The organism is Acidimicrobiales bacterium, assembly GCA_033344915.1.
GTDB lineage: Bacteria > Actinomycetota > Acidimicrobiia > Acidimicrobiales > Aldehydirespiratoraceae > JAJRXC01.
This window is the reverse complement of the sequence record JAWPML010000001.1, coordinates 4,187,193-4,208,607: the sequence shown is the minus strand read 5'-3', so window position 1 is coordinate 4,208,607 and position 21,415 is coordinate 4,187,193. Positions and strand designations below refer to the sequence as shown.

The following is a 21,415-nucleotide window of genomic DNA, read 5'->3' as shown; positions in this document are numbered from 1 at the left end:
ATGGACGTGACACTGGTCTACTTCGAGGACTGCCCGAACTGGCTCAAGGCCGATGCCCACCTACGCACCCTGGCGGCCGAACGGCCCGATCTCCACATCACACGCCGGATCGTCGACACCCCCGAGGCAGCGAAGGAGACCCGGTTCCGCGGATCACCCAGCATCCTCGTCGACGGCCACGACATCTTCGCCGACGCTGACGCACCAGTCGGGCTGTCGTGCCGCGTGTACCAAACGCCCGACGGCCCGGCCGGCTCGCCGACGATCGAACAACTGCGCGAAGTGTTGTCTCGTGGCTGAGAGAGAAAGCTCTGCGAGCCTTGTTGCTCTTGGCGCGGCCGGGCTCGGTGTCTGCTGCGGGACACCGCTGTCGGGCTCGGCCGCTCGCACCAGCGCAGCCGCGCGGTGCCTCGTGTGAGCGCTGACGGCCAAGAATCCAATCCTTCTCACCGAAGGACCCTGTCATGACCACTCCCTATGACCTCATCGTGATCGGGGCGGGCATGGCCGGCGTCGAGGCGGCCAACAAGTGCGCGGCTGCCGGCTGGCGGACCGCAATCGTCGACGAACTCCCCTACGGCGGCACCTGCGCCCTCCGGGGCTGTGACCCCAAGAAGATCCTGCGACGCGGCGCCGAGATCATCGACAGCGCCCGACTTATGCAAGGCAAGGGCATCGACAACAGCGGCCTGGCGATCAACTGGGCCGACCTCATGAAACACAAACGCGGCTTCACCGACCCCGTCCCCCAGAACATGGAACGTGGCCTCACCGGCAACGGCGTGGAGACCCTCTATGGCACCGCCACCTTCACCGGCACCAACACCGTCGACATCGACGGCGCTGTGCATAACTCGTCACACTTCATGATCGCCACCGGCGCCCGACCCAAACCACTGGGATTCCCCGGCGCCGACCAACTCATCGACAGCACCGACTTCTTGAACCTCGAGGAACTCCCCGCCCGCATCCTCTTCATCGGCGGCGGCTTCATCTCATTCGAGTTCGCCCACATCGCCGCCCGCGCCGGCAGCCGCCCCATCATCGTCGATCGCGGTGAGCGACCCCTCAAGGGATTCGACCCCGACCTTGTCGAACTCCTCATCACCCGTGGCGCCAAGGTCGGCATCGATGTCCAACGTGAGAGCGTCGTCACCGTGATCGAGCCTCAGCCGTCAGGGTAGCGAGTCACCGTCGAACGAGCCGGAGCCGAGACCACCATCGAGACCGACCTCGTTGTCCACGGCGCCGGACGGGTCCCTCAGCTGTCTCGCCTGGCCCTTGACGCGGCCGGCGTCGCCTACGGAGGAAACGGTGTGGACGTGGCCGGCCATCTCCAGAGCACTACCAACTCCGCCGTGTACGCAGCCGGCGATGCGGCCGACACTCCCGGCATGGCGCTCACGCCGGTCGCTGTGTTCGAAGGCAAGGTCGCCGCGTCAAACATGCTCAAGGGCACGACCACCGTGCCCGACTACGACGGCGTCCCCACCGCGGTATTCACCATCCCCGAACTCGCCCGCGTCGGCCTCCTCGAAGAAGATGCCCGAGCCCAAGGCATCGACCTCGACGTCCGCTACTCCGATACCAGCGGCTGGTACTCGAACTACCGCATCGGCGAAACCATCGCCGCGGTCAAGATCCTCGTGAACAAGACCACCAACACCATCGTCGGCGCCCACATGTTCGGACCCGAATACGGCGAACTCATCAACTTCTGCGCCCTCGCCATGAAACTCGACCTGACCACCCGCCAACTCAAATCCATGACCGCCGCCTACCCCACCGTCACCGCCGACCTCGGCTCAATGCTCTGACAGAACCATTTCTGCCACCGAGTTCATCGTGGCGCGTACATGATGACCGCGACTCCCAGCAGGCATGCGAAAGCGCCGATCAGGTCGAAGCGGTCGGGGCGAAAACCATCGACAGCCATACCCCACGCCAGCGAACCCGCGACGAAGATCCCGCCGTAGGCCGCCAGGATCCGTCCAAAGTTGTTCTCGGATTGGAAAGTGGCCACGAAGCCATACGCACCCAACGCAGCGATCCCTGCACCAATCCAGACGAGGCCGCGATCCTCGCGCACACCTTGCCACACCAACCAGGCACCCCCAATCTCGGCCAACGCCGCGAGCGCGAAGAGCGCCAACGATCGTCCAACCGTCACCGGCGCGTTCCTCGGACCGTCGCGTCCAAACTCGCCCTGAGAGTCAAGCGGCGTGCTCGATGATCGGGCACACGGACGCCTCGACGCCCCGGCGCAGTATCGAGCGAGCACAGTCGGTCTCGCAGTACTTGCAGCTCCTCGATCCGCTGGTCGATTTCCATGACCTTGGCGGCCACCATGGACTCGACCCGCCTGCACGGTCTCTCGCCGGTGTCAGACAACTGCAACACCCGACGAATGTCGGCGAAGGTCAGACCCAGCGACTTGGCCGACCTGATGAACCCCAGTCGCTCGACCGACTCACTCGTGGTGTGAGTGGCGGTGGTGAAGATCTGGGACGTGCGGATGGGTGTGCATCCGCGGCTGATGGGTGTGGCGTACCTGGGCTGGGTCGTCATGACAGTGGTCGTGGTGGTCGTCGTCGTGGCTGTGTTCATGTTCGTGCTCGACCTTCTCATGGGAATGCCCGTGTTCATGCGATGACTGAATGGACATCGCAACTCCTGAAGCGGCCAGCGCGACCGCGACCAGTTGCACCCAGGCCACCGCCTCGCCGAGAGCAACCCACGCAATGAACACACCGATGAACGGTGCGGTGGCGAAGATGACCTGCCCGCGGGCTGCGCCCAGGTCGCGGGCGCCTTTCACCCACAAGACGATCGATGCGCCGTAGCCGGCCGCGCCCACGGCCAGGGCCGCGACCACCGCACCGGCGCTGATTCCGGCTGTGTCATCGGCGAAGGCAAGACCGAGCATCAGGTTGGCAGCGCCTGCGATCGCTCCTTTCAGCAGCACGACGTGTTCGGGGCCGAGCTGATCGATCTTGGCGGTGACGCCATTGTCAAGACCCCAGGCGACGCACGCCGCAGCAATGAGCAGGGCCCCGACGCTCACTTCAGCGCCGGGTTCCCAAACCAGAATCATCCCGGCCCCCGTCACGAGAGCTGCGCCGGTAGCGACACGCCGCCCGAGATGCTCTCGAAAGATCGTGGCCGCCAACAACACCGTGGCGGCCAGCTCCAGGTTCAACAGGATCGACGCCGTGGCTGCCGATGTGCGTGCCAGCCCTGCGATCAGAAGTGCGGGCCCCACTGCGCCGCCAGCGATCACTGCTACAGACGCCGGCCGCCAATCACGCTGCACCGCCTGCCAGGTCGGGGGTCGGCGAACAACCGCCGGAAGGACCGCCAAACCAGCACCGAGGTACAACAGCCCGGCCAGCACCAAGGTCGGGACGTCTCCCGACAACTTCGATGCTGCTGGTGCCGATGCTCCGAACAACGCTGCGGCGAGCAGGCAGCGAGTCACACCGATCCGATTCACGACCGCATTCTCGCACCTCGCATCCTGCCTCTGTGGCCCTCGCCGGCCCGTCAGCTCGGGTGGGTCTGTCAGAAGTGTTGTACCGCGGGCGTGATCGGAGGAACCCCAATTGATCACGAAGTGGGCGCGGTGCGTCGGAACGGTTCGGCGAGTTGGTCTCTGAAGCCGTTCGGGTAGTGGGGTTGACCGGCGACGCCGAGATCGTCGGAGGTGAGCTCACCCGTCGAGCTGGCTGGCCGGTAGGTGCCCATGACGCGGTCCCACAAGAGGGTGAAGAGTCCGAAGTTGACGTCGCCCTCGCCGGGGTAGCGAAGGTGGTGGAGACGATGTCCGGCGTTGACGGCGAGCCATTCCCCGAGGGTCCCTGTTGCGTAGTCGATGTTGGCGTGCTGGACGAGGAGTTGAATGGCGACGCAGCCAGCGAGCGCCACCGCGACGGGTTGGGGGATGCCGACGAGCAGCAACGGTGCGATGCCGGCGGTCATCTCGATCGCTTGGTGAAGAGGATGTTTCATGAGGCCGTTCAACCCGTAGAACCGGCTGACGCTGTGGTGCACAGCGTGGAACCGCCAGAGCCATCCGATCCGGTGGCTGACGGCGTGGGCGAAGGTGATGCCCGCGTCGAGAACGAGCACGGCGGCGATGACCTGGATCACGAAGGGCAACTCGCGGGGCCACAAGTCGACGATGGTCACCCGAGTGGCCAAGAGCGGCAGCGCAATGACGCTCACGGCGTTGAGCGTCTCGTTGAGCGCGGCGTATGCGAGATCACGACCGGTGTCGCCTCGGTCGATGTTCCAGGCTCGATCGTAGGGTGCGATGCGTTCGGCGACGAACGTCCAGCTGAGCGCGACGGCGACGACAGCCACGACCACCAGGTCGCGTCCGGCGGCGCCCCACAGCACTGCGCCGTTCGCGCCGACGAGAAGCAACGGCAGATGAGCGTGGCGAACGAGGGTGACGAGCGGCGGATGGCCGGTGGCCGGAGTTGCATGCATGAAATGAGCATGAGTCGCGGCTGCCAGATTGTCTTGTACGCAGATGCCGCGGCCTACGAGGGCGGCTCAAAGCGCGACGAGGCCAGCAGGTCAGACGGGGCCATTCCGAAGTGGTCGCGGAAGGTGTGCGTGAGGTGAGCACTGTCGGTGAAGCCCGCTTCGTGCGCGGCGGTGGTCAGTGACGCGCCGGTGCTGAGAGCCTCGATGGCATGCAGCATCCGCACCCATCGCCGGTACCTGCGCATCGGGATGCCGACCTCGCGTGCGAACCGCTGCGAGAACCGGCTGGGCGACAGTCCGCTGCGGGCGGCGAACTCGACGACCGAACCCGCGCCCGGGGCGTCGGCCAGCTCCGCGAGCGCGGCTGCGACACCGCTACTCACAACGGCGGCGCCGCCTGGGGCGGGGTTCGGCGCGTCATCGACGAGGGCGAGGACACCAGAGACGATCGCTTCACTGCGCTTGGACCCAGACGGCACCGGCAGATCGAGGCTGATGGGTGAGCCTTCACAACGGGCGCCGAGCTGGCGGCCCGCCGTGCTGTCGGCATCGACGAACACCATCGTTGCGAAGCCCGATGAGCTGATCTCGTGGGCGAGATCGGACGGAACGACGACGGTCGAGGCGGCGATCTCATCTCCGGCGCCGTGGCGGACAGTTACCGAGGCGTTCGAAGAGATGATCTGCACTGCGTGATGGGCGTGGCGTCGAGTCGGCCCGTACACGCCGCGATACAGCAGCCACCACGACCCCATGGAGACGACACCGCCCCACCCGGCGCCCTCCTCAGACATTGCGCACCGTGCGCGTGATCGACGTTACGCTGCGCCGCATATATTCAACGGTAGCAGCCGTTATCATCGCTCTATGCCGATACTTAACTCAGACGGCGAAACCGCGACGCCACCATTGGCTGACGCCGATCTCGAAAGCCCCGCTGACGCACACCTGGCCGCCAAGCTGTTTCGGGGATTCGCCGATCCGATGCGGCTGGCGATCCTGAACCAGCTCGACGACGGCGAACTGCGCGTTACCGACCTGGTCCAGCGGTTGGACGGATCCCAAGGCAATATTTCGGGGCACTTGCAGTGTCTGAAAGGATGCGGGTTGGTAGCCGATCGGCCCGAGGGCCGTCAGGTCTTCTACCGCATCGCCCGACCCGAGGTCGTCGCCGTGTTGCGCGCCGGCTCAGAGCTGTTGGCGTGCTCGGGTGTGCAGATCTCGTTGTGCCCGAACTACCGGAACCGACGATGAACGGCACCGACGCCGGGCCAGTCGTCGATGTCGACGACGACCACGACGATGACGACGGCGCCGAGCGTTTGTGGGAGAGCCGAGAGGTGCGCTGGTCGGCACTGGCCGGGCTGCTGCTCCTCATCGGCTTCGTCGCAGGCCGCTTCGACGCGTCGACCGCGGTAGTCACCGGGCTGTATGTCGCGGCGACGGTGGCTGGGTTGCGGTTCTTCGCGCTCGAGGCACTCGAGGACCTGATCCGCGAACGCTCGATTGGCATCGAGTTGTTGATGACCGTCGGCACCCTCGCCGCGGGTGGGCTCGGCGAGTGGGGCGAGGCCGCCACGTTGGCGTTCCTATACTCGATTTCCGAAGCGCTCGAAGAGTTCACCGAGGACCGCACCCGCAACGCCATCAAGGCGCTGATGGACCTCGCCCCCAAACAGGTCACCCGGCTGCGCGACGGCACAGAGGAACAGATCGACGTCGCCGACCTCATCGTGGGCGACCGGTTCCTGGTCCGCCCCGGCGAAGGGATCGGCACCGACGGCACCATCATCGAGGGCCGCTCCGCACTCAACGAAGCCGCCATCACTGGCGAATCGGTCCCAGTCGACAAACAGACCGGCGACAAGGTATTCGCCGGAACGCTGAACACCACCGGCGCGCTCGTCGTGGACGCCACCGCCACATCGGCGGACAACACCCTGGCCAAGATCGTGGACCTGGTCAGCGAAGCGCAGGAAGCCAAGGGCCGCGGCGAGCAGTTCATGACCCGCTTCGCCCGGATCTACTCCCCCTCGGTGCTTCTCGTCGGAGTCCTGGTGGCGGTCGGCGGAGGGGCGTTCACCGCGGACTGGTCCGAGTGGGTCGCTCGGGCCGCGACGGTGATCGTCGCCGCCGCACCGTGCGCGCTGGTCATCTCGATCCCGGTCACCTACGTCGCCGCCATCGGCAACGCCAGCCGCAAAGGCATCCTCATCAAGGGAGGCATCTACCTCGAAGAACTGGCCCGGCTCACCGTGTTGGCCTTGGACAAGACCGGGACCCTCACCCAAGGCCAACCCCGCGTCGTGGAGATCGTGGCCGCCGCAGGCGAGACCGACGAGTCGGTGCTCGCCGCCGCCGCGGTGGTGGAGCAACGGTCCGAGCATCCCCTTGCCATGGCCGTGATGATCCGAGCGCGTGAGCTCGGCCTCGCCACCCCGTCGGCTGGCGACAGCTTCGAAGCGCTGATCGGTGCCGGCGCCCAAGCCTCCGCTGACGGGCGCCGCTACCTTGTGGGTTCACCGACCCTGATGCAGGACCGAGGCCTCGCGCTCAACGGGCTACAAGAACGGGTTCAGGAGCTCGAGACCGCCGGCCAGACCGCCATCGTCGTCGCCGTAGACGACCGGGTGGTAGGTGTGATCGGGATCGCCGATGTGGTCCGACCCCAAGCCCGCGACGCCTTGCGAGATCTCCACAGCGAAGGCGTGGAACGCATCGTGATGCTCACCGGCGACAACGCCCGCACCGCTGCCGCAGTGGCCAACCAGGTCGGCATCGACGAAGTGCAAGCCCATCTGAAACCAGACGACAAGTCGCGCATCGTCGCCGAACTCGCCCGTCATGGGCACGTCGGCATGGTCGGTGACGGCGTGAACGACGCCCCCGCGCTCGCCGCCGCGTCAGTCGGCATCGCGATGGGCACCGCCGGCAGCGACGTCGCCCTCGAGACCGCCGACGTCGCGCTCATGGCCGACGACCTGTCCAAACTCACCGAAGCCCTCCGGATCGGACGGCGCACCCGCCGCGTCGTCGCCCAAAACATCGCGCTCAGCCTCGTCATCCTCGCCATCCTCGTCCCCGGAGCCCTCGCCGGCGTGTTCACGCTGCCAATCGCTGTGCTCGCCCACGAACTCTCCGAGCTCGCCGTGATCGCCAACGGCCTCCGCCTCACCCGAAAATGACCCACCCAACTCTCGATCCCACCGCACGGCGCCATAAGCGCACAGCTCTGATCCTCACCGCCACAGTGGTGTTCGGTCTCGACATCGGCACCAAGGTTGCGGCCAGCATCGTTCTCGCCGACAGTGACATCGATCTGCCAGGCCCTCTCGACCTCCGTCTCTCTCACAACTCCGGCGTCGCATTCGGGTTGGGCAACACCGCGCCGGCATGGCTGATCCTCACCCTCACCGGAGTCTTCGCCATCGCCATCGGCATCGCGGCCTGGCGCGGCCATTTCCCCAGCACCATCGCCGCCGGTGTTGTGATCGGCGGAGCGCTCGCCAACGTGGCCGACCGCTCCGAAGCCGGCACCGTCGTCGACATGCTCCACACCGGCTGGTGGCCCACCTTCAACGTCGCCGACATCGCAATCGTCTGCGGAGCCCTCGCGCTCGCCATCACCGACTGGCGCGCCGCACCACACGAAGCAGCGGACACCCCATGACAGACAGCTGCGACCAGCGCTACCACGAGCTTCCACCCGGCGAACCATTCGATCCGAGTGCCGAGCGCACTGACCCGGCCCGGATTCCGCTGTCACCCGCGCCGCTCCTGCAGCAACGTTCTGGCACCGAATCCAACCGCGAACGTAACGGCGAACAACACCCCAAACGCCGACACCGCCATCACGACTGTCTCATGTGATCGTGGCCCTCGACGCTCAGCGCGGCCGTGGTCAATCAGTCAACGCGTGCGCCCTTCCGATGCGAACTCGTATCGACCCAGGGAGCCAAAGATGGCTGTCTCGGCCCTGGTCGAAATCCCCACCGGGTTCGCAGGGAGCACAGGGCGCGAGAGACGCCAAGGAAGTCGTGATCGATGCCGTCGAGTTGGGCCAGACGCATCCGGATGAGTTGTTCTTCGGCGGCGCAGTCCATGCCCTCGACGCGGAACCTGCTGACCGTCATCGCTGCTCCCGCCCGGGGGTCCGGCCGAGCGCCGGGACGAAGCGGCCGACCCGAGACGCGTAGCCCCCGTAGACGTCGCCATGAAGTCGGTGCAGGTGTGGTTCCTCGACGAAGCGGACCTGGAGCTCGATCGCGACCACCAGGCAGACCACAGCCAAGACCCCGATGACGTTGGGGACCATGGCGGTGAAGCCCGCAGCGGTGAAGATCATGGCGGTGAAGATCGGGTTGCGGACCAGTGAGAACACGCCTCCTGTTACCAGTCCGGTGACCTCGGTCCGATCGATACCGATCCGCCATTCACTGCCCATGCCCAGCTGCGCCAGGTACGTCGCCCCGATCCCGGCTATTGAGACTACGAGGCCCACGACCGGGACGAGGTCGTTGTCAGTGAGCGGGTCGATACCGACCATGGCCGCGACTGGGGCGGCGATGGCTCCGGCAAAGGCAACCACCAGCAGCAGGTAGGCGGCCCGCTCGATCCCGGATGCGTCTTCGGCGAACGCTCCGGGTCGGATGCCCGAGTCCCCCGTCGCGCGTTTCTGCACGACCGAGCGAACGATGAATACGACCACAAACCAGACGGCGAGGAGCGCAAGCGCAATGGTGTTCATGCCGTCGGGTCCTGTTGAGGGTCGCGGTAGTTCAGCAGGCGTAGCGCGTTGGCGACGACGACGAGCGTGCTGCCTTCGTGTGCGATGACAGCGATGCTGATGCCGACGCCGGCGATGGTGAGCGGGATAAGGACGGCGACGACGCCGAGGCTGAAGTAGAGGTTCTGTTTGATGGTGCGGCTGGCTCGGCGGGCGAGGCCGACGGCGGTGGGCAGTCCGGCGAGGCGGTCGGCGAGCAGAGCGATGTCGGCGGTTTCAAGGGCGACGTCGCTGCCGGCGGCGCCCATGGCGATGCCGACGTTGGCGGCCGCGAGTGCGGGGGCGTCGTTTACGCCGTCGCCGACCATGGCGACCCCGTCGGCGGCGGCGAGTCCGTTGACGGCGTCGACTTTGTCGGCAGGCAGGAGCCCCCCGTTGGCTTCGGTGATGCCGACATGGGACGCGACGGCGGTCGCGACGCGTTGGTTGTCGCCCGACAGCATCACGATCCGGTCGATACCAAGCGCTCGCAGCGCTTCGATCGCACGCCCGGCGTCGTCGCGAGGCGTGTCCATAACACCCAACACCCCCAGGAAGCGGGGCCCGTGGGCCACGATCATGGTGGTGCGGCCGCGTGATTCAAGCACGTCTTGGGTGGTGCGGATGCCGTCGGGGACATCCGTGCCTTCGAAGAGCGCGAGGTTGCCGATCTTGACGGTTTCGCCGTCGACGGTGGCGGTGATGCCCTTGCCGTTGACTGCGGTGACGTCAGTGGCGGTTGGGATGCGCTCGTCGTCGAGTCGGGGTTCGATGCCGTTGGTGATGGCCCGAGCGATGGGGTGATCGCTGAGTCGCTCGACCGCGAGCGCGATACTCAGCAGATCGCCTTCGGCTTCGGGGTCGGAGGGTTTGATGTCGGTGAGGCGTGGGCGTCCTTCGGTGAGGGTGCCGGTCTTGTCGAAAGCGATGGCGTCGACGGTGCCGAGCGCCTCGAGCGGTCCGCCGCCCTTGACCAGGATGCCGGCGCGTGCGGCTCGGGCGATTGCGGCCAACACGGCGCTGGGGGTGGCGATGGCGAGCGCGCACGGGCTGGCGGCCACCAGGACGGCCATGGCCCGGGCGAAGGAATCAGTGAACGCCTCCCCGGCCAGCGGCGGCACAACCAACAGCACGGCGACCAGGGCCAGAACCGAGGGGACGAAGACTCGGACGATGCGTTTGGTAAACCGCTGGGTGGGCGAGATCTGCGTTTCGGCCTCTGCGACGAGTTGGACCACGCGGGCGAGCGTCGAGTCGGCGGCGACACGCAGCACCATGACTTCGATCGCGCCTGGCCCGTTCAGGGTCCCGGCAAAGGTTCGATGCCGCGCTTCGATGGTGTCGACCCCGGCGAGCGCGTCGGTGGGGTCAGCGATGGCGGTCTTGTCGACAGGGACCGATTCGCCGGTGACCGGGGACTCGTCGATGGCCGTCTCGCCGGCGACGATCACCCCATCGGCGGGGATCCGCTCGTTGGGCCGCACGACCACTACATCCCCAACGACGAGATCAGTGACCGGGATTTCGGCTTCGGGGTTCTCTCGTCGGCGCGCCGTTGCGGGGGCCAGGTCGCCGAGCGCTTCGATGGCACTGCGGGCCCGGTTCATGGCGTAGCCCTCGAGGGCATGTCCCAAGGAAAACAACACCAGCAGGAGCGCCGAGTCCGACCAGTGCCCGATAAACGCGGCCCCCACCGCGGCGATCAGCATCAACTGGTCGATGTCGAACACGCGAGATCGCACCGACAACCAGGCATCGCGGGCAACGAAGAGACCGGTCACCACCGCAGCTACGACATAGAGGACCGTGACCGAGGCGTCGAGGTCGCTGAACCAATCCAGGCCCCGCGCCACCAGGTAGACCACCAACGACACCAGGGCAGCACCCAACTCGACCCGACTCGCGCCATGGCCATGGTCATGCCCGTCATCGGAGTCATGGTCATCTTCATCGTCGTGATCCGGATCGGGCCCCTGCGGAGCCGACCGGGAGCGTGGAGCCAAGTGTCGGAGCGCGACGTGGATGGCAGCTTCGTCGGTTGCTGCCTTGTCGTACTCGACGCGCGCCAAGCCTTCGACTGTCACCGCGGCATCGACCACACCGACGGCCGACCGGAGCTGCGCAGTCAGCGCCGCCGCCCGGCTCGTGTTGCCCACTCCATCCACCCGTCCGACGACATGCCCATATCGGCCGTCGATGCTGGCGCCCGTAGCGCGGACTCGGTCCGTGAGGCGCTGGATCGAGACCGCCCCCGAAGCGAGATGAAGACACAGCGTCGCCGAGCCAACGGGCGCGGAACCATCAGCGGCGGTGTCGTCGACAATGACGTGCACCGAGTCGACACCGTCGAGGCGCTGCAACGAGTTGACCAGGTCGGCCACACAGCGGTCCTGCGCGTCGTGCGCGTGCGGAAGCACTACATCGAGATCGAGCTGAAGGTTCTCGCTCACTCGACGTCCTCCCCGCTCCGTTGGCCCGGTGCGGAGCCGGCCGCCAGATAGACGGCTCCCGCCCATGCTTCCTCGTACACGACGTCGATGGCGTGGGCATCGATGGCTTCCCACGGCCGGAGTGACCGGTAGGCCTCGGAGACTCCGAACGGGCGACTCAGCGCCGATCCCACCCGCACCACCCACTCCGGCCAGCGCTCGGGATCGCGCAAGCCGTTGACGGCGATACGGCCTCCGGGGGGCAGCTGCTCGGCAAGCCGTGCGATCACCTCGTCGTAGTCGGGCAGCATCTCCATCGCATACGACGACACCACCGCATCAGTGCCAGAGGGCAGGTCGAAGGCCGCCATGTCGGCCTCGATCAGCTCCACGTTGTTCGAGCCCACGGCGGAGACTCGCCGCCGGGCCCGTTCGAGCATCCCGGGCGACAGGTCCACCCCCACCACGGTCCCGGCTTGGCCAACCGCAGCGGCAAGCTTCGGCAGGTTGCGGCCGGTGCCGGTACCCAAGTCCACGACCGTGTCGCCGGGTTGGAGGCGAAGCTCCTCGATGGCCTGCTCGGCGAGTCCTTTCGACCCGAACCAGCCGTAGGGACTCGACAGCAAGTCATAGACCGGGGCCAGCCGGTCATAGAGACTGCGCACCTCTGACGGCTCCAGTACCTCCGCCGCCGGTTCAGCATCGGCGTTGGCGAGCACGTCGGCCAGATCCTCGCGAACGGGTACCGGAGCAAAGGCCGACACATCGGATCGGCCCGAGTTCCCGGCTGGATAGCGGCCCGTCAGTGACCCCGGGACGGCGACCAGCAGCCGGAAGAGCTGCCCCGCGATCTCACCGGCATCTCGGGTCCGCCAGCCCACACCGAGCATCGAGCCGTGCACACGCAGATGAGACCGCGCCCAGGGCTGGGACAGCACGTGCGCGTCACCGAGCCTCTCCCACGCGGCCTCGACCTCTCCCGCACGCACGCGATGGCGTGCGTCTGCGGTGAGCTCGTCGATACGTTGATCGATCGGTTGCGGTGCTCGCCACCTCACCGTTCGCCGTCCTCGCCATGGGCGACGTGTTCGCGCGATAGATCCAACAGCAGACGGACGTGGGCGTCGTCGAGGCGGTAAATGATGTTGCGCCCATCTCGGCGATTCCGCACCACTGCTGCTGACCGCAGCAAGCGCATCGCCTGAGACACCTTCGTCTCGGAGGTGTCCACCACTGCGGCAATGTCACACACGCACAATTCGCCGGCCTCCAACAAGGCGTACAAGATCCGCACCCGCGTCGGATCGCCCAACAGTCGGAACATCTCGGCCAACGCGGCAGCTTCGTCGACGTCCACCAGCGATTCCGCCACCGCCGCAACCCGGCTGGCGTCCACACGGCGCTCGGCACACCTCTCGACGTCCGTATTTACCTTCATATCTGTGAAGGTATGTTGTCTTCCGGTGAAAGTCAATGATGGCTGAGGGAAGCTTGTTGCGACACTGTGTAATAGTAGTCGAGAAGCATCGAAGGAAGGATGGAGCGACGGCGATGAGTTCATCACTGAACCGGGAGCACCCCTCGGAAGGTCAGTTGCGGGTCGCTCGCACCCAGCGCCGGCTTCTCGATTCGCTGCTGTCGCCCGAACGCCCGGACCACCTCGTCGCCGATCCGGGCTTCGGTGCCGGGGTTCAGGAGTTGATCGACGCCGGGTTGGCGGTCGAACGGGTCGGTTCCAACGGTGCGCCAGGTCGTGTCCGCTTGACAAACTGCGGGTTGGCGGCCGCGCTGGCGATCCTCGACGATGCACGGTGACGACCGGCCGCATCGCCGAAGTCACGAAGGAACGCAGCACCATGCGTGAGAGCATCCTTCGTCGTGTTCGTAGTGGCCGCGCCGGTGTCGACCTCGGCCGGTCCGCCATGACCCTCTGGAGAAACATTGACGACAACCGACGTTGACCGCTCCGATGCATCGCCGCCGGCGCTCGATCACGAAGCTCGCGTCTCGGGTCTGCGCCGGCTGCTGCCGACGACGCCCGGTCAGCGCATGGTCGGGGTCATCGCGCTCATGTTTCTCGCCGGCAGTATCGGCTACTTCATCGGAGTACGCGAGGGCGACTCCCCGCCGGGCGACTCCGCCGATGTCGGGTTCCTCTATGACATGTCGGCGCATCATGAACAGGCGGTGCAGCTCTCGATGATCCAGCTGGCCAACGGGTCCGAGCCGTCGGTCCATGCGTTCGCCCGCGAGATCATCCGATCACAGTCCTACGAGATCGGCCTTATGCAGATGCGACTCGGCATGTGGGGATTCGATCCCGCGTCGCGCGAGCAAGAGCCAATGGCATGGATGGGGATGTCGGTTCCCAGCACCGACGCGATGCCCGGCATGGCCGATGCCGCAGAACTCGAGACCTTCCGCGACGCCCAGGGCCCCGAGACCGATGCGCTGTTCTTGGCCTTGATGAGCGATCACCATGCCGGCGGCGTGGCCATGGCCCAGGACGCTGCGAGCCGTGCCGAAGACGCCTGGGTCGTCGACACCGCAGAACGGATGGCGCGCATCCAAGCCTCGGAGATCGCCGAGATGGAATTCGCCCGCGAAGCAGCCGGACTGCCCTCGTCACCGGCCGGATTCGTTGCCGACTTCGGACCCGACGCAGCAGACATGGGTGAGATGGACATGGACCCATCGCAGTCGGACATGGACAACGACGACGGCGGCTGAGCTGTCGCCCACTGCCTGACGTCACGAGCTGCGGGGCCCGACGATGCCAGACTTGCGACGAACCACTCGGGCGAAGGTCAGCACGGCGACGCCGGCGATCACCATGCCCGCAGCGACGACGGCCGTGCGCCACCGGGGCTCGCTCTGGGCCCCAGAGTTGAGCTCGTGTTCGAAGGTGACTGCGTCGCCGGCGACCACGATGCGAACCGTGATCAACCACGCCTCCTCACCCAGCTCGGGCAGGAGGACCTGGTAGGCACCGCCGAGTTCGTTGCCGACCAGCGGTCCGACTTGTCTCGTTTCGCTAACGGCATTCACCTCGACCCTGGCCCCCCGTACCGGGAGTCCAGTGGACGGATCGTTGACAACGACTGTGTACAGCAGGTCGGTCCCCGCGATCTCCTCGTCGAACGCCTCCACGGCAAAGGGCCCGACGTCGCCGGAGAACTCCGGATCGCCGTGGGCCGCGGCCGGCAACGCACCACCGAGCCCGACCCCGATGACCAGGGCCAGTGCGCCAAGGCACCGGCGAAGCGCGACGGTCATAGCTGTGTCGTGGCCAACGCGACGACAGCGACCACACAGGCGATCGAGATCCGGTACCAGCCGAAGATCGACAGCGGTCGACGTTGGAGGTAGGCGACCATCCACGTCACCGCCAACCACGCGGTGACCGCCGCAGCAGCGACCCCGACAATACTGCTACGCCACCCGAAGGTGGCTGTGATTGCGTCGCCACCGCTGAGCAACTCATAGCCGGTGGCGGCCGAGAGTGTGACCAATCCCAACAAGAAGCTGAACTCCACTGCGGCAGGAAGACCCATGCCAACCGCCAGCGCCGCGATGATCGTGATCAGGCTGCGGCTCGTTCCCGGCCACAGCGCCAGGACCTGGGCCGCACCGATGATCGCCGCGGCCCCGATGGACAGCTCCTCGAGCGGACGGGTGGCCGATGTGGTGGTGAGTCGTGGCCACAAGAGCGCCAAGCCGCCGACAACCCACGCGGCCAAGATGGGCCAGGTACTGAAGAGATTGTTCTTGATGGCATCACCCGCCACCAACCCCACCACCGCGGCCGGCACGAACGCGGTGAGGATCGCGAGCGCCAGTCGCCGCCCTGCCCGGTCGAATCCGAGCACGCCTCGAGCGAGCGTGACGACGCGGCGACGATACAAGCCGAGCACGGCGGCAATCGCGCCGACCTGGATGACGATCGCATACGAGTCAGCGGCGGTTTTGCCCTCCGGCGTGCTGGTGAGACCAAGGAGAACTTCGGTGATCGCAAGGTGAGCCGTGGAGCTGACAGGGAGGTACTCGGTCACCCCCTCGATCATCCCGAGCACCAGCGCCTCGCTCGTGGAGAGCTCCGCGTCCCCGGCCTCGGCGGCCGCGCTCGCCGCTACAGCCACGAGTACACCGATGACCAACGCTCCCACGCACCATCGCCGGACCGTTCGATGGCCGGCGGGGCCTTCACGTCGCGCCAGCGCTCTGCTCGCGATCGAGTTTCGCTGCTGTACCAAAGGATCCGACCGTCTACCACGCAGGGGGTGTTGTGCTACTGACTGTAGCATGTTGCGCGATGTGTGCTCTCGACCTCCGATCGAACGCCGGAGCTCCAGCCGGCGACCGCCGGTGGTGAGTCGCTCGCTGCGACACCTCTTGCCGGTCTCGGACCCCAACCACGCGACAGGGGCGAGGATGTGGCCGGCGTGGCTGGCATTTGTGGGCTGGGTGTCGGCCGTGTCGCTCGCCGCGTTCGGCTCGACGGTCGCGATCGTCGCTGGTTCGACTGCGGACGGCAGCGTCTCACTGCTGTTGAGCCAAGTCGGACTGTGGACCGGTTTCGTGGCAACCGCGGTCGTGGCCAGTCGTCGTTTCGGCTCGGGCGACGTCCGAGCCGACTTCGGGTTCGCTATCACGTTCGCCGACATCGCGAAGTCGATGCTGATCGGTGTGGCCGTGCAGGTTCTCGTCGTTCCCGGGATCTATCTCCCGCTGATTGCAGCGGGTGTGGAGCTGGACATCTCCGGGCCCGCAGAGACGCTCTTCCGAGACGTCTCGGGTCTCGAGAAGTTCGCCATTGCGGCAGGGGTGATCGCCGTTGCGCCGGTAGCAGAGGAGCTGCTGTTTCGCGGTGTCCTTCTGGGTGGGCTGATCCAGAGCATCGGCGATCGGGGCGCAGTGTGGGTGAGCGCGGTCGTGTTTGCCGCGAGCCACTTCCAGATGGTGCAGTTCCCGGGCCTGTTGGCCATCGGGTTGGCGTTGGCGTGGCTGGCTCGGCGCACCGGCGGCTTGGCGGCACCGATCTGGGCCCACGCCGCCTTCAACGCCACCACTGTTGCTTTCCTCTGGTGAGTCACGGCGATCGCGCCACAAGCGCCACAGCCCCGAGTACCAAACTGCGACAGACTGTACGATTTGGTTCCATGTTCACTCATCAGTTCACGCTTCCCGGCTGGTTCCGGTGACGGGTCTCGACGTGCTCGCGGTAGCGGTTGGTAGCACGGTCGGGGCTGCCTTGGGAGTGCGGGCATGGCGGCAGGTCCCCGATAACCGTGCTGATCGTGTCGCTGCCGAGGGTGAGTCCGCGCAGGAGCGGGATCTGCACCAGCAGTGCGACTCGATCATCGTGCGTCTGACCCGACGTGCCGACGAGGGCTCCGTAGATCGGCTGTCCCTCGATCGGGCCCACTTCTTTCACGACATCGCCACTCGCGCCGGCTGTCCTTCTGAGCGGAGCGCGGCCCGAAGCGAGCTAGTGGCGATAGAGAAGGCGACTTCCCACAACGAATCGTGTGGCTCGTGAAGCGTCTCGCCCTGCTTGTCGGGTGTTGTGCGGTCAGCGTCGCGTGCGGCACCGGTGCCGAATCCGGCCCCGGTCCGTCGCAGGAGCTGATCGCCGCTGTGGCCAGCTTCGATGTGAGCCCCGAGCGCACCGAACGCTTCATCGTGGGGCTGTTCGCCCGTGATCGAGGCGACGTCGCTCTGGGTGACATCGAGCTGAGCTTCGCACACCGGGACGGACCGACCGGCGAATCGGAGCCGTCGAGCGGATCAGATCCTGTCGTAGCACCCGCCCCCACCTCTGCACGGTTCCTCCCGATTCCAGGCACAGAGCAGGTGACCGGCGACGAACCGACCTTCGCCCCTCCCGCCGGCGTACGCGGTGTCTACGCCACGACGCCGATCCGGTTCCCGGCTCCCGGTGTGTGGGAGGTGACCGTCGACGCGAGTGTTGACGGTCAAGTGTTCACGACGTCGACGCTGTTCGAGGTGTATGCCAACTCCGTGGTGCCCGGGGCCGGAGATGCGGCGCCTCGTACCGTGCAGCCCCTCCCGGGCGACCCGTCGGTGGCTCCGGAGTCGATCGACTCTCGCCTCGGCTTCGACGAGGAGCTCCCGGACCCGGGTCTGCACAAGACGACCATCGCTGATGCCCTCGATGCGGGCCGCCCCGTGATGGTGACCGTGACGACGCCGGTGTTCTGTGTCAGCCGGTTCTGCGGCCCGATCACCGACGAGCTCGCCCGGTTGGAGACCGAGTATGGCGACCGAGTGGAGTTCGTGCACCTCGAGGTCTGGAAGGACTTCGAAGGCGGTGTGCTCAATCAGGCGGCCGCGGACTGGGTCGCTCCCCAAGGCACCGAACGTGCTGCTGAGCCGTGGGTGTTCTTGGTCGACTCGACCGGCACGATCACGTCGCGGTGGGACAACGTCGCCTCGGTGCAGGAGCTGACGGCCGCGCTCGATGAGATCGTCGGGTAGCCGGCCAGGTAGTCGTCAGTGAAGTGCGGCCATGACTGCCGTGATATCGCCGACGGTGTGGGTGAGGCTGTATGCGCCGGCGGCGACCAAGGCGGCGATGAAGCCCGTGACGCCAACAAGGGCATGACGCGACGATTCGGGTGAAAGCTCATCGCTCCCGGTTTGGTGGTCGACTCCCCCGACGCCGTCGCAGGCGCCCAGCTGGGCACGGGCCCGCGACATCGCCTGCGAGTCGACGTGAGGATGGCGACTGGCGTCCAAGTCGGCCCATTGCTCGATCGAATGCCGGTGAGCGGCAACCACTGCTCGCACGCCGGGCACCCAGCCCCAGATCCGCTGGTAGGTCCCCAGCACGAGCAGGTGGCGATGGTGGCGCAGCCGGAGGTGGGAACCTTCGTGGGCCAGGACTGCTCGGCGCTCGGGTGCGGCCAGCCGGGTAACCGATTCGGACACCACGACATGGCGATCGCGGCCGGGAACCGCGAAGGCGACCGGCTCGAGCGTCGGCGCGACCCGCACCTCGACGCCAGCGAGCTCATCGTGCAGCAGCGCGGTCGCAGCCCACGGCGGCAGTTTCGCACGACGTCGGGCGCGTCCGCTCTGGCGAAGAAACGACAAGAGCCCGCTCGCTCCGACGCCGCCGAGCACACCGGCGGCCGACCAGGCCCACGGTCCACCGGGCGACAGATGTCCGAGACCGACTGCGGACACCTCGCCCTGGTCGTGCCACGACAGCAGCAAAGGGCTGGCCGTGAGCAGGGTGCCGACGCCGAGTAGCGAGATGCCGATTGTCGCAGACACACATGCCGTCCGCACCCGTGCCGTGGGGCCGAGCGCACTTCTCGCACTGAGCGCGGGCACCGTCAACAAGGCCACACCGATGCCGATAACCAGCAAACTCATCGGCGGCGACCAAGGAGCCGCTTCAGCGCAGTGGTCTGATCGGGCGACAGATGCTCGACGAAATGGCCGAGGGCGACGGAGGGATCGGTCGCTGCGGCGAATGCCTCAGCCATTGCATCGGCGACCTGTTCCTCACGAGACCGTGTCGGCCGATATAGGTAGGCTTTGCCGACCTTGGTCCGGGTGACCAGGCGCTTCTTCCACAAGCGCCGCAAGATCGTCAGCACCGTCGAGTACGCCACCGGCGGATCGATGTCGAGTCGGTCCAGGACATCGCCCGGCTTGAGCGGGTCGTCGATGCTCCAGAGAACGTCGAGCACCGCTGCCTCCAGACTACCCATGGGCCGTCGGCTCATCGTCCACCTCGTTCCATCAGGTGGCGAGTTTAGGCGCAGCTTGCGTCGGGTCGATGGGTGGGCGCCTGGTCGGTCACCGGTGCGGAGGTGCGCGACGTTGATGAGCTGCGTTCCTCAGACGCCCAAGATGCGAACAGCCAGAGGATGAACAGCCAAAGAATCGTGCCACCGCCGATCTTCATGACGACGCCCGCGAGCTGAAGGTCGGTCACCGCAGAGATGCCCCACACCCGTGGTGCCGTCGCGTACGAGTCGTAGAACGCAGTCTCGGTCCAAGTCAAGAAGCCAGCGGGGACAGTCGGGACGATGGTCGCCCCGATGAGATACACGATCTTGAGTGGCGGTCGTAGCGGCTCGACAACCGGTTCAGAACCCAGGATCGGTAGCCAGAACAGGCATCCGCTCAGCAACCACAGCGCGTGAAGCGAGAAATGCACCAACGAGTTCGAGGTGTAGAGCTCCACCACGCTGGGCAGATGCGTCGCGACCAACACCACTTGAAACAATCCAAGAGCAACCGGGCCTCTCCCCAGAAAACGAACCACACGGGCCACGGGCCGCACCAGCTCGACCTGAAGCCAGGTCGGGACGCCGGAGACCAAGAGTGGTGCCGCGACCAGCGTCACCATGACGAACTGGACCATGTGAGCGCTGAACAGATAGTCATCACCGAGTCGATCCATGGGCCAGTCGACGGCGACCCACAACACCACGACCCCGGCGGCAAACCTCGCCCGCACCCCCCGGCCCGGCAAATCAGGCGGGCCCGGCAGCTGCGGGCGGAGCCGACTCAGCGACCACCAATAGCCGAGGGCCGCCGCCGCGACCAACAGCCACACGTCGGGACGGGCTTCCCAAACCCACGGCGAGTCCGCAACTGCCACCACCGGTGTCATCTCGCCATCCGTTCCGACTCACCGACCCGACGGTGCCGAGCCCTGGTCAAGGCCACACCTCCACCAACGACCCACAGCCCGATCAAGCCGAACCCGGCGACCATGGCGGTCACACTGCTCCCTGAGCCGTCACCCGCAACGCCTTCACCCACTTCGGGCTCCACCGCCGGCAATTCCGCGACCGGTACAGCCGCCGAGGGACTCGCGGGCGGGTCGTCGTCTCGCGACGCGCTGAGGACCACGCCCGCGACGACGAACACGACAGCGATCGCAAGAAGCGCTATCACTGCCTGAACCCCGGTTACACCCCGCAGCACTTCTCGTACAGTCTGTCGCACTTTGCAAGTATGTCGCCGGGTCATTCGCTATGCCCACTCGACCCGAATCGGGCGGTGACCTCGCCGCGAGTCAGCGCAACAACGTCGACCAGTAGTCCCAGAACCTGACGGTTATGAGGCCTGCCACCACCAGCACCCAACCTGTCAGCACCACGGCATGGAACTCGGCGCCGACCCGGACCACCCGGCCGGTGAACCTGCGTCGGGTGGCATCACCGGTACGAAGATTGTGGAGGGTGACGTACCAGAAGATGGCAGCGGTCACACACCACACGACCATGCAGTACGGGCAGAGCGCGCCGATCCGATACAGGCTCTGGTAAATCAACCAGTGCACAAACACGAACCCGAGGGTTGCTCCGGCCTGCAGCCCGAGCCAGAACCGCTTGGGGTACGCAACGCCGGCGAGCAGCGAAACTCCGACCGTCACCACGACGGCGAACCCGACGACGCCCAGGATCGGGTTCGGGAACCCGAAGACCTCCGCCTGGGATGTGCGCATGATCGAGCCACAGCTGAGAATCGGGTTGATACTGCAGCTCGGCACATAGTCCGGGTTCGCCAGGAGCTCGATCTTCTCGATCAACAGCGTCGCTGACGCGACCAACCCAACGAGCCCACCGGCGGACAACAACCAGGCCAGGCCAACGTTCTCGTGTGCCGTCGCCACCTGCGCTGGTCCCGGCTCGACGGCTCGTGCCGCCGGACCCGAGGAAGGTCGGTCGGCCACGACCGCTTC

Annotated in this window: 24 protein-coding genes and 1 pseudogene; 10 read left to right on the top strand and 15 right to left on the bottom strand. The window is 66.5% G+C overall.

The annotated features are described in order from the left end of the window. From R8F63_20475 to R8F63_20465, 3 genes and pseudogenes are all read left to right on the top strand, one after another. Complete coding sequence (locus R8F63_20475) at nucleotides 1-300, top strand: thioredoxin family protein (GenBank protein MDW3220986.1); 300 nt, start codon at nucleotides 1-3, stop codon at nucleotides 298-300. A 164-nt stretch (nucleotides 301-464) separates the two neighbouring features. Then, nucleotides 465-1,415 (top strand): annotated as a pseudogene (locus R8F63_20470) (NAD(P)/FAD-dependent oxidoreductase). Further along, nucleotides 1,395-1,817, top strand: coding sequence for a hypothetical protein (locus R8F63_20465; protein ID MDW3220985.1), 423 nt, complete (start codon nucleotides 1,395-1,397; stop codon nucleotides 1,815-1,817). Before R8F63_20470 ends, R8F63_20465 begins: the two are co-directional and overlap by 21 nt. A gap of 23 nt (nucleotides 1,818-1,840) precedes the next feature. Here R8F63_20465 and R8F63_20460 read toward each other — a convergent pair whose 3' ends face one another. The 4 genes from R8F63_20460 to R8F63_20445 all read right to left on the bottom strand — a co-directional run bounded on the left by R8F63_20460 (nucleotide 1,841) and on the right by R8F63_20445 (nucleotide 5,246). Beyond that, nucleotides 1,841-2,170, bottom strand: a complete 330-nt coding sequence (locus R8F63_20460; protein ID MDW3220984.1) for a YnfA family protein — start codon at nucleotides 2,168-2,170, stop codon at nucleotides 1,841-1,843. A gap of 300 nt (nucleotides 2,171-2,470) precedes the next feature. Further along, nucleotides 2,471-3,493 carry a DMT family transporter gene (locus tag R8F63_20455; protein MDW3220983.1) on the bottom strand — a complete coding sequence of 341 codons (1,023 nt, stop codon included), beginning with the start codon at nucleotides 3,491-3,493 and terminating at the stop codon, nucleotides 2,471-2,473. A gap of 113 nt (nucleotides 3,494-3,606) precedes the next feature. Next, nucleotides 3,607-4,491 (bottom strand): sterol desaturase family protein, encoded by an 885-nt coding sequence (locus R8F63_20450; GenBank protein ID MDW3220982.1) that lies wholly within the window; start codon nucleotides 4,489-4,491, stop codon nucleotides 3,607-3,609. Between the two features lie 53 nt (nucleotides 4,492-4,544). Then, on the bottom strand, nucleotides 4,545-5,246 hold the full coding sequence (locus R8F63_20445) for a helix-turn-helix domain-containing protein (GenBank protein ID MDW3220981.1): 702 nt from the start codon (nucleotides 5,244-5,246) through the stop codon (nucleotides 4,545-4,547). Nucleotides 5,247-5,358: 112 nt separating this feature from the next. Here R8F63_20445 and R8F63_20440 point away from each other — a divergent pair, with 112 nt between their 5' ends. From R8F63_20440 to R8F63_20430, 3 genes are read left to right on the top strand one after another with little or no spacing between them, the layout of a single operon-like run. After that, the gene (locus R8F63_20440) at nucleotides 5,359-5,745 is read left to right on the top strand and encodes a metalloregulator ArsR/SmtB family transcription factor (GenBank protein ID MDW3220980.1); all 387 of its coding nucleotides are present in this window, start codon (nucleotides 5,359-5,361) and stop codon (nucleotides 5,743-5,745) included. Beyond that, a complete protein-coding gene (locus tag R8F63_20435; protein MDW3220979.1) occupies nucleotides 5,742-7,676 on the top strand; it encodes a cation-translocating P-type ATPase in 1,935 nt (644 codons plus the stop codon). Before R8F63_20440 ends, R8F63_20435 begins: the two co-directional genes overlap by 4 nt. Then, nucleotides 7,673-8,161: a signal peptidase II gene (locus R8F63_20430; GenBank protein MDW3220978.1), complete on the top strand. Its 489-nt coding sequence runs from the start codon at nucleotides 7,673-7,675 to the stop codon at nucleotides 8,159-8,161. Before R8F63_20435 ends, R8F63_20430 begins: the two co-directional genes overlap by 4 nt. Before the next feature lie 459 nt (nucleotides 8,162-8,620). Here R8F63_20430 and R8F63_20425 read toward each other — a convergent pair whose 3' ends face one another. The 4 genes from R8F63_20425 to R8F63_20410 form a co-directional block, all read right to left on the bottom strand. Further along, nucleotides 8,621-9,238, bottom strand: a complete 618-nt coding sequence (locus tag R8F63_20425) for an isoprenylcysteine carboxylmethyltransferase family protein (GenBank protein ID MDW3220977.1) — start codon at nucleotides 9,236-9,238, stop codon at nucleotides 8,621-8,623. Then, nucleotides 9,235-11,706 carry a heavy metal translocating P-type ATPase gene (locus tag R8F63_20420; protein ID MDW3220976.1) on the bottom strand — a complete coding sequence of 824 codons (2,472 nt, stop codon included), beginning with the start codon at nucleotides 11,704-11,706 and terminating at the stop codon, nucleotides 9,235-9,237. The genes R8F63_20425 and R8F63_20420 overlap by 4 nt, the downstream gene beginning before the upstream one ends. After that, nucleotides 11,703-12,404 carry a methyltransferase domain-containing protein gene (locus R8F63_20415; GenBank protein ID MDW3220975.1) on the bottom strand — a complete coding sequence of 234 codons (702 nt, stop codon included), beginning with the start codon at nucleotides 12,402-12,404 and terminating at the stop codon, nucleotides 11,703-11,705. Before R8F63_20415 ends, R8F63_20420 begins: the two co-directional genes overlap by 4 nt. Before the next feature lie 335 nt (nucleotides 12,405-12,739). Then, entirely contained in the window at nucleotides 12,740-13,081 is a 342-nt protein-coding gene (locus R8F63_20410; protein ID MDW3220974.1) for a metalloregulator ArsR/SmtB family transcription factor, read from the bottom strand. Nucleotides 13,082-13,236: 155 nt separating this feature from the next. On the opposite strand from R8F63_20410, the gene R8F63_20405 reads away from it, so the two are divergent. Beyond that, a complete protein-coding gene (locus tag R8F63_20405) occupies nucleotides 13,237-13,500 on the top strand; it encodes a hypothetical protein (protein ID MDW3220973.1) in 264 nt (87 codons plus the stop codon). Between the two features lie 126 nt (nucleotides 13,501-13,626). Next, nucleotides 13,627-14,415 carry a DUF305 domain-containing protein gene (locus tag R8F63_20400; protein ID MDW3220972.1) on the top strand — a complete coding sequence of 263 codons (789 nt, stop codon included), beginning with the start codon at nucleotides 13,627-13,629 and terminating at the stop codon, nucleotides 14,413-14,415. 21 nt (nucleotides 14,416-14,436) lie between these two features. Here R8F63_20400 and R8F63_20395 read toward each other — a convergent pair whose 3' ends face one another. Both R8F63_20395 and R8F63_20390 read right to left on the bottom strand, forming a co-directional pair. Beyond that, nucleotides 14,437-14,961, bottom strand: coding sequence for a hypothetical protein (locus tag R8F63_20395; GenBank protein MDW3220971.1), 525 nt, complete (start codon nucleotides 14,959-14,961; stop codon nucleotides 14,437-14,439). After that, on the bottom strand, nucleotides 14,958-15,989 hold the full coding sequence (locus tag R8F63_20390; GenBank protein ID MDW3220970.1) for an undecaprenyl-diphosphate phosphatase: 1,032 nt from the start codon (nucleotides 15,987-15,989) through the stop codon (nucleotides 14,958-14,960). Before R8F63_20390 ends, R8F63_20395 begins: the two co-directional genes overlap by 4 nt. 127 nt (nucleotides 15,990-16,116) lie before the next feature. Between R8F63_20390 and R8F63_20385 the strand changes: the two genes are divergently transcribed. Next, complete coding sequence (locus R8F63_20385; protein ID MDW3220969.1) at nucleotides 16,117-16,773, top strand: CPBP family intramembrane glutamic endopeptidase; 657 nt, start codon at nucleotides 16,117-16,119, stop codon at nucleotides 16,771-16,773. Between the two features lie 82 nt (nucleotides 16,774-16,855). Here the strand turns inward: R8F63_20385 and R8F63_20380 are convergent, their stop codons facing one another. Further along, the gene (locus R8F63_20380; GenBank protein ID MDW3220968.1) at nucleotides 16,856-17,119 is read right to left on the bottom strand and encodes a hypothetical protein; all 264 of its coding nucleotides are present in this window, start codon (nucleotides 17,117-17,119) and stop codon (nucleotides 16,856-16,858) included. Between the two features lie 101 nt (nucleotides 17,120-17,220). On the opposite strand from R8F63_20380, the gene R8F63_20375 reads away from it, so the two are divergent. Further along, nucleotides 17,221-18,183, top strand: a complete 963-nt coding sequence (locus tag R8F63_20375; GenBank protein MDW3220967.1) for a hypothetical protein — start codon at nucleotides 17,221-17,223, stop codon at nucleotides 18,181-18,183. Between the two features lie 15 nt (nucleotides 18,184-18,198). Here the strand turns inward: R8F63_20375 and R8F63_20370 are convergent, their stop codons facing one another. From R8F63_20370 to R8F63_20355, 4 genes are all read right to left on the bottom strand, one after another. Next, nucleotides 18,199-19,080, bottom strand: coding sequence for a M48 family metalloprotease (locus tag R8F63_20370; protein ID MDW3220966.1), 882 nt, complete (start codon nucleotides 19,078-19,080; stop codon nucleotides 18,199-18,201). A 2-nt stretch (nucleotides 19,081-19,082) separates the two neighbouring features. Next, nucleotides 19,083-19,427, bottom strand: a complete 345-nt coding sequence (locus R8F63_20365) for a BlaI/MecI/CopY family transcriptional regulator (GenBank protein MDW3220965.1) — start codon at nucleotides 19,425-19,427, stop codon at nucleotides 19,083-19,085. A 44-nt stretch (nucleotides 19,428-19,471) separates the two neighbouring features. After that, the gene (locus tag R8F63_20360; protein ID MDW3220964.1) at nucleotides 19,472-20,338 is read right to left on the bottom strand and encodes a cytochrome c oxidase assembly protein; all 867 of its coding nucleotides are present in this window, start codon (nucleotides 20,336-20,338) and stop codon (nucleotides 19,472-19,474) included. Nucleotides 20,339-20,746: 408 nt separating this feature from the next. Then, complete coding sequence (locus R8F63_20355) at nucleotides 20,747-21,346, bottom strand: vitamin K epoxide reductase family protein (protein ID MDW3220963.1); 600 nt, start codon at nucleotides 21,344-21,346, stop codon at nucleotides 20,747-20,749. Between the last annotated feature and the right edge of the window lie 69 nt (nucleotides 21,347-21,415).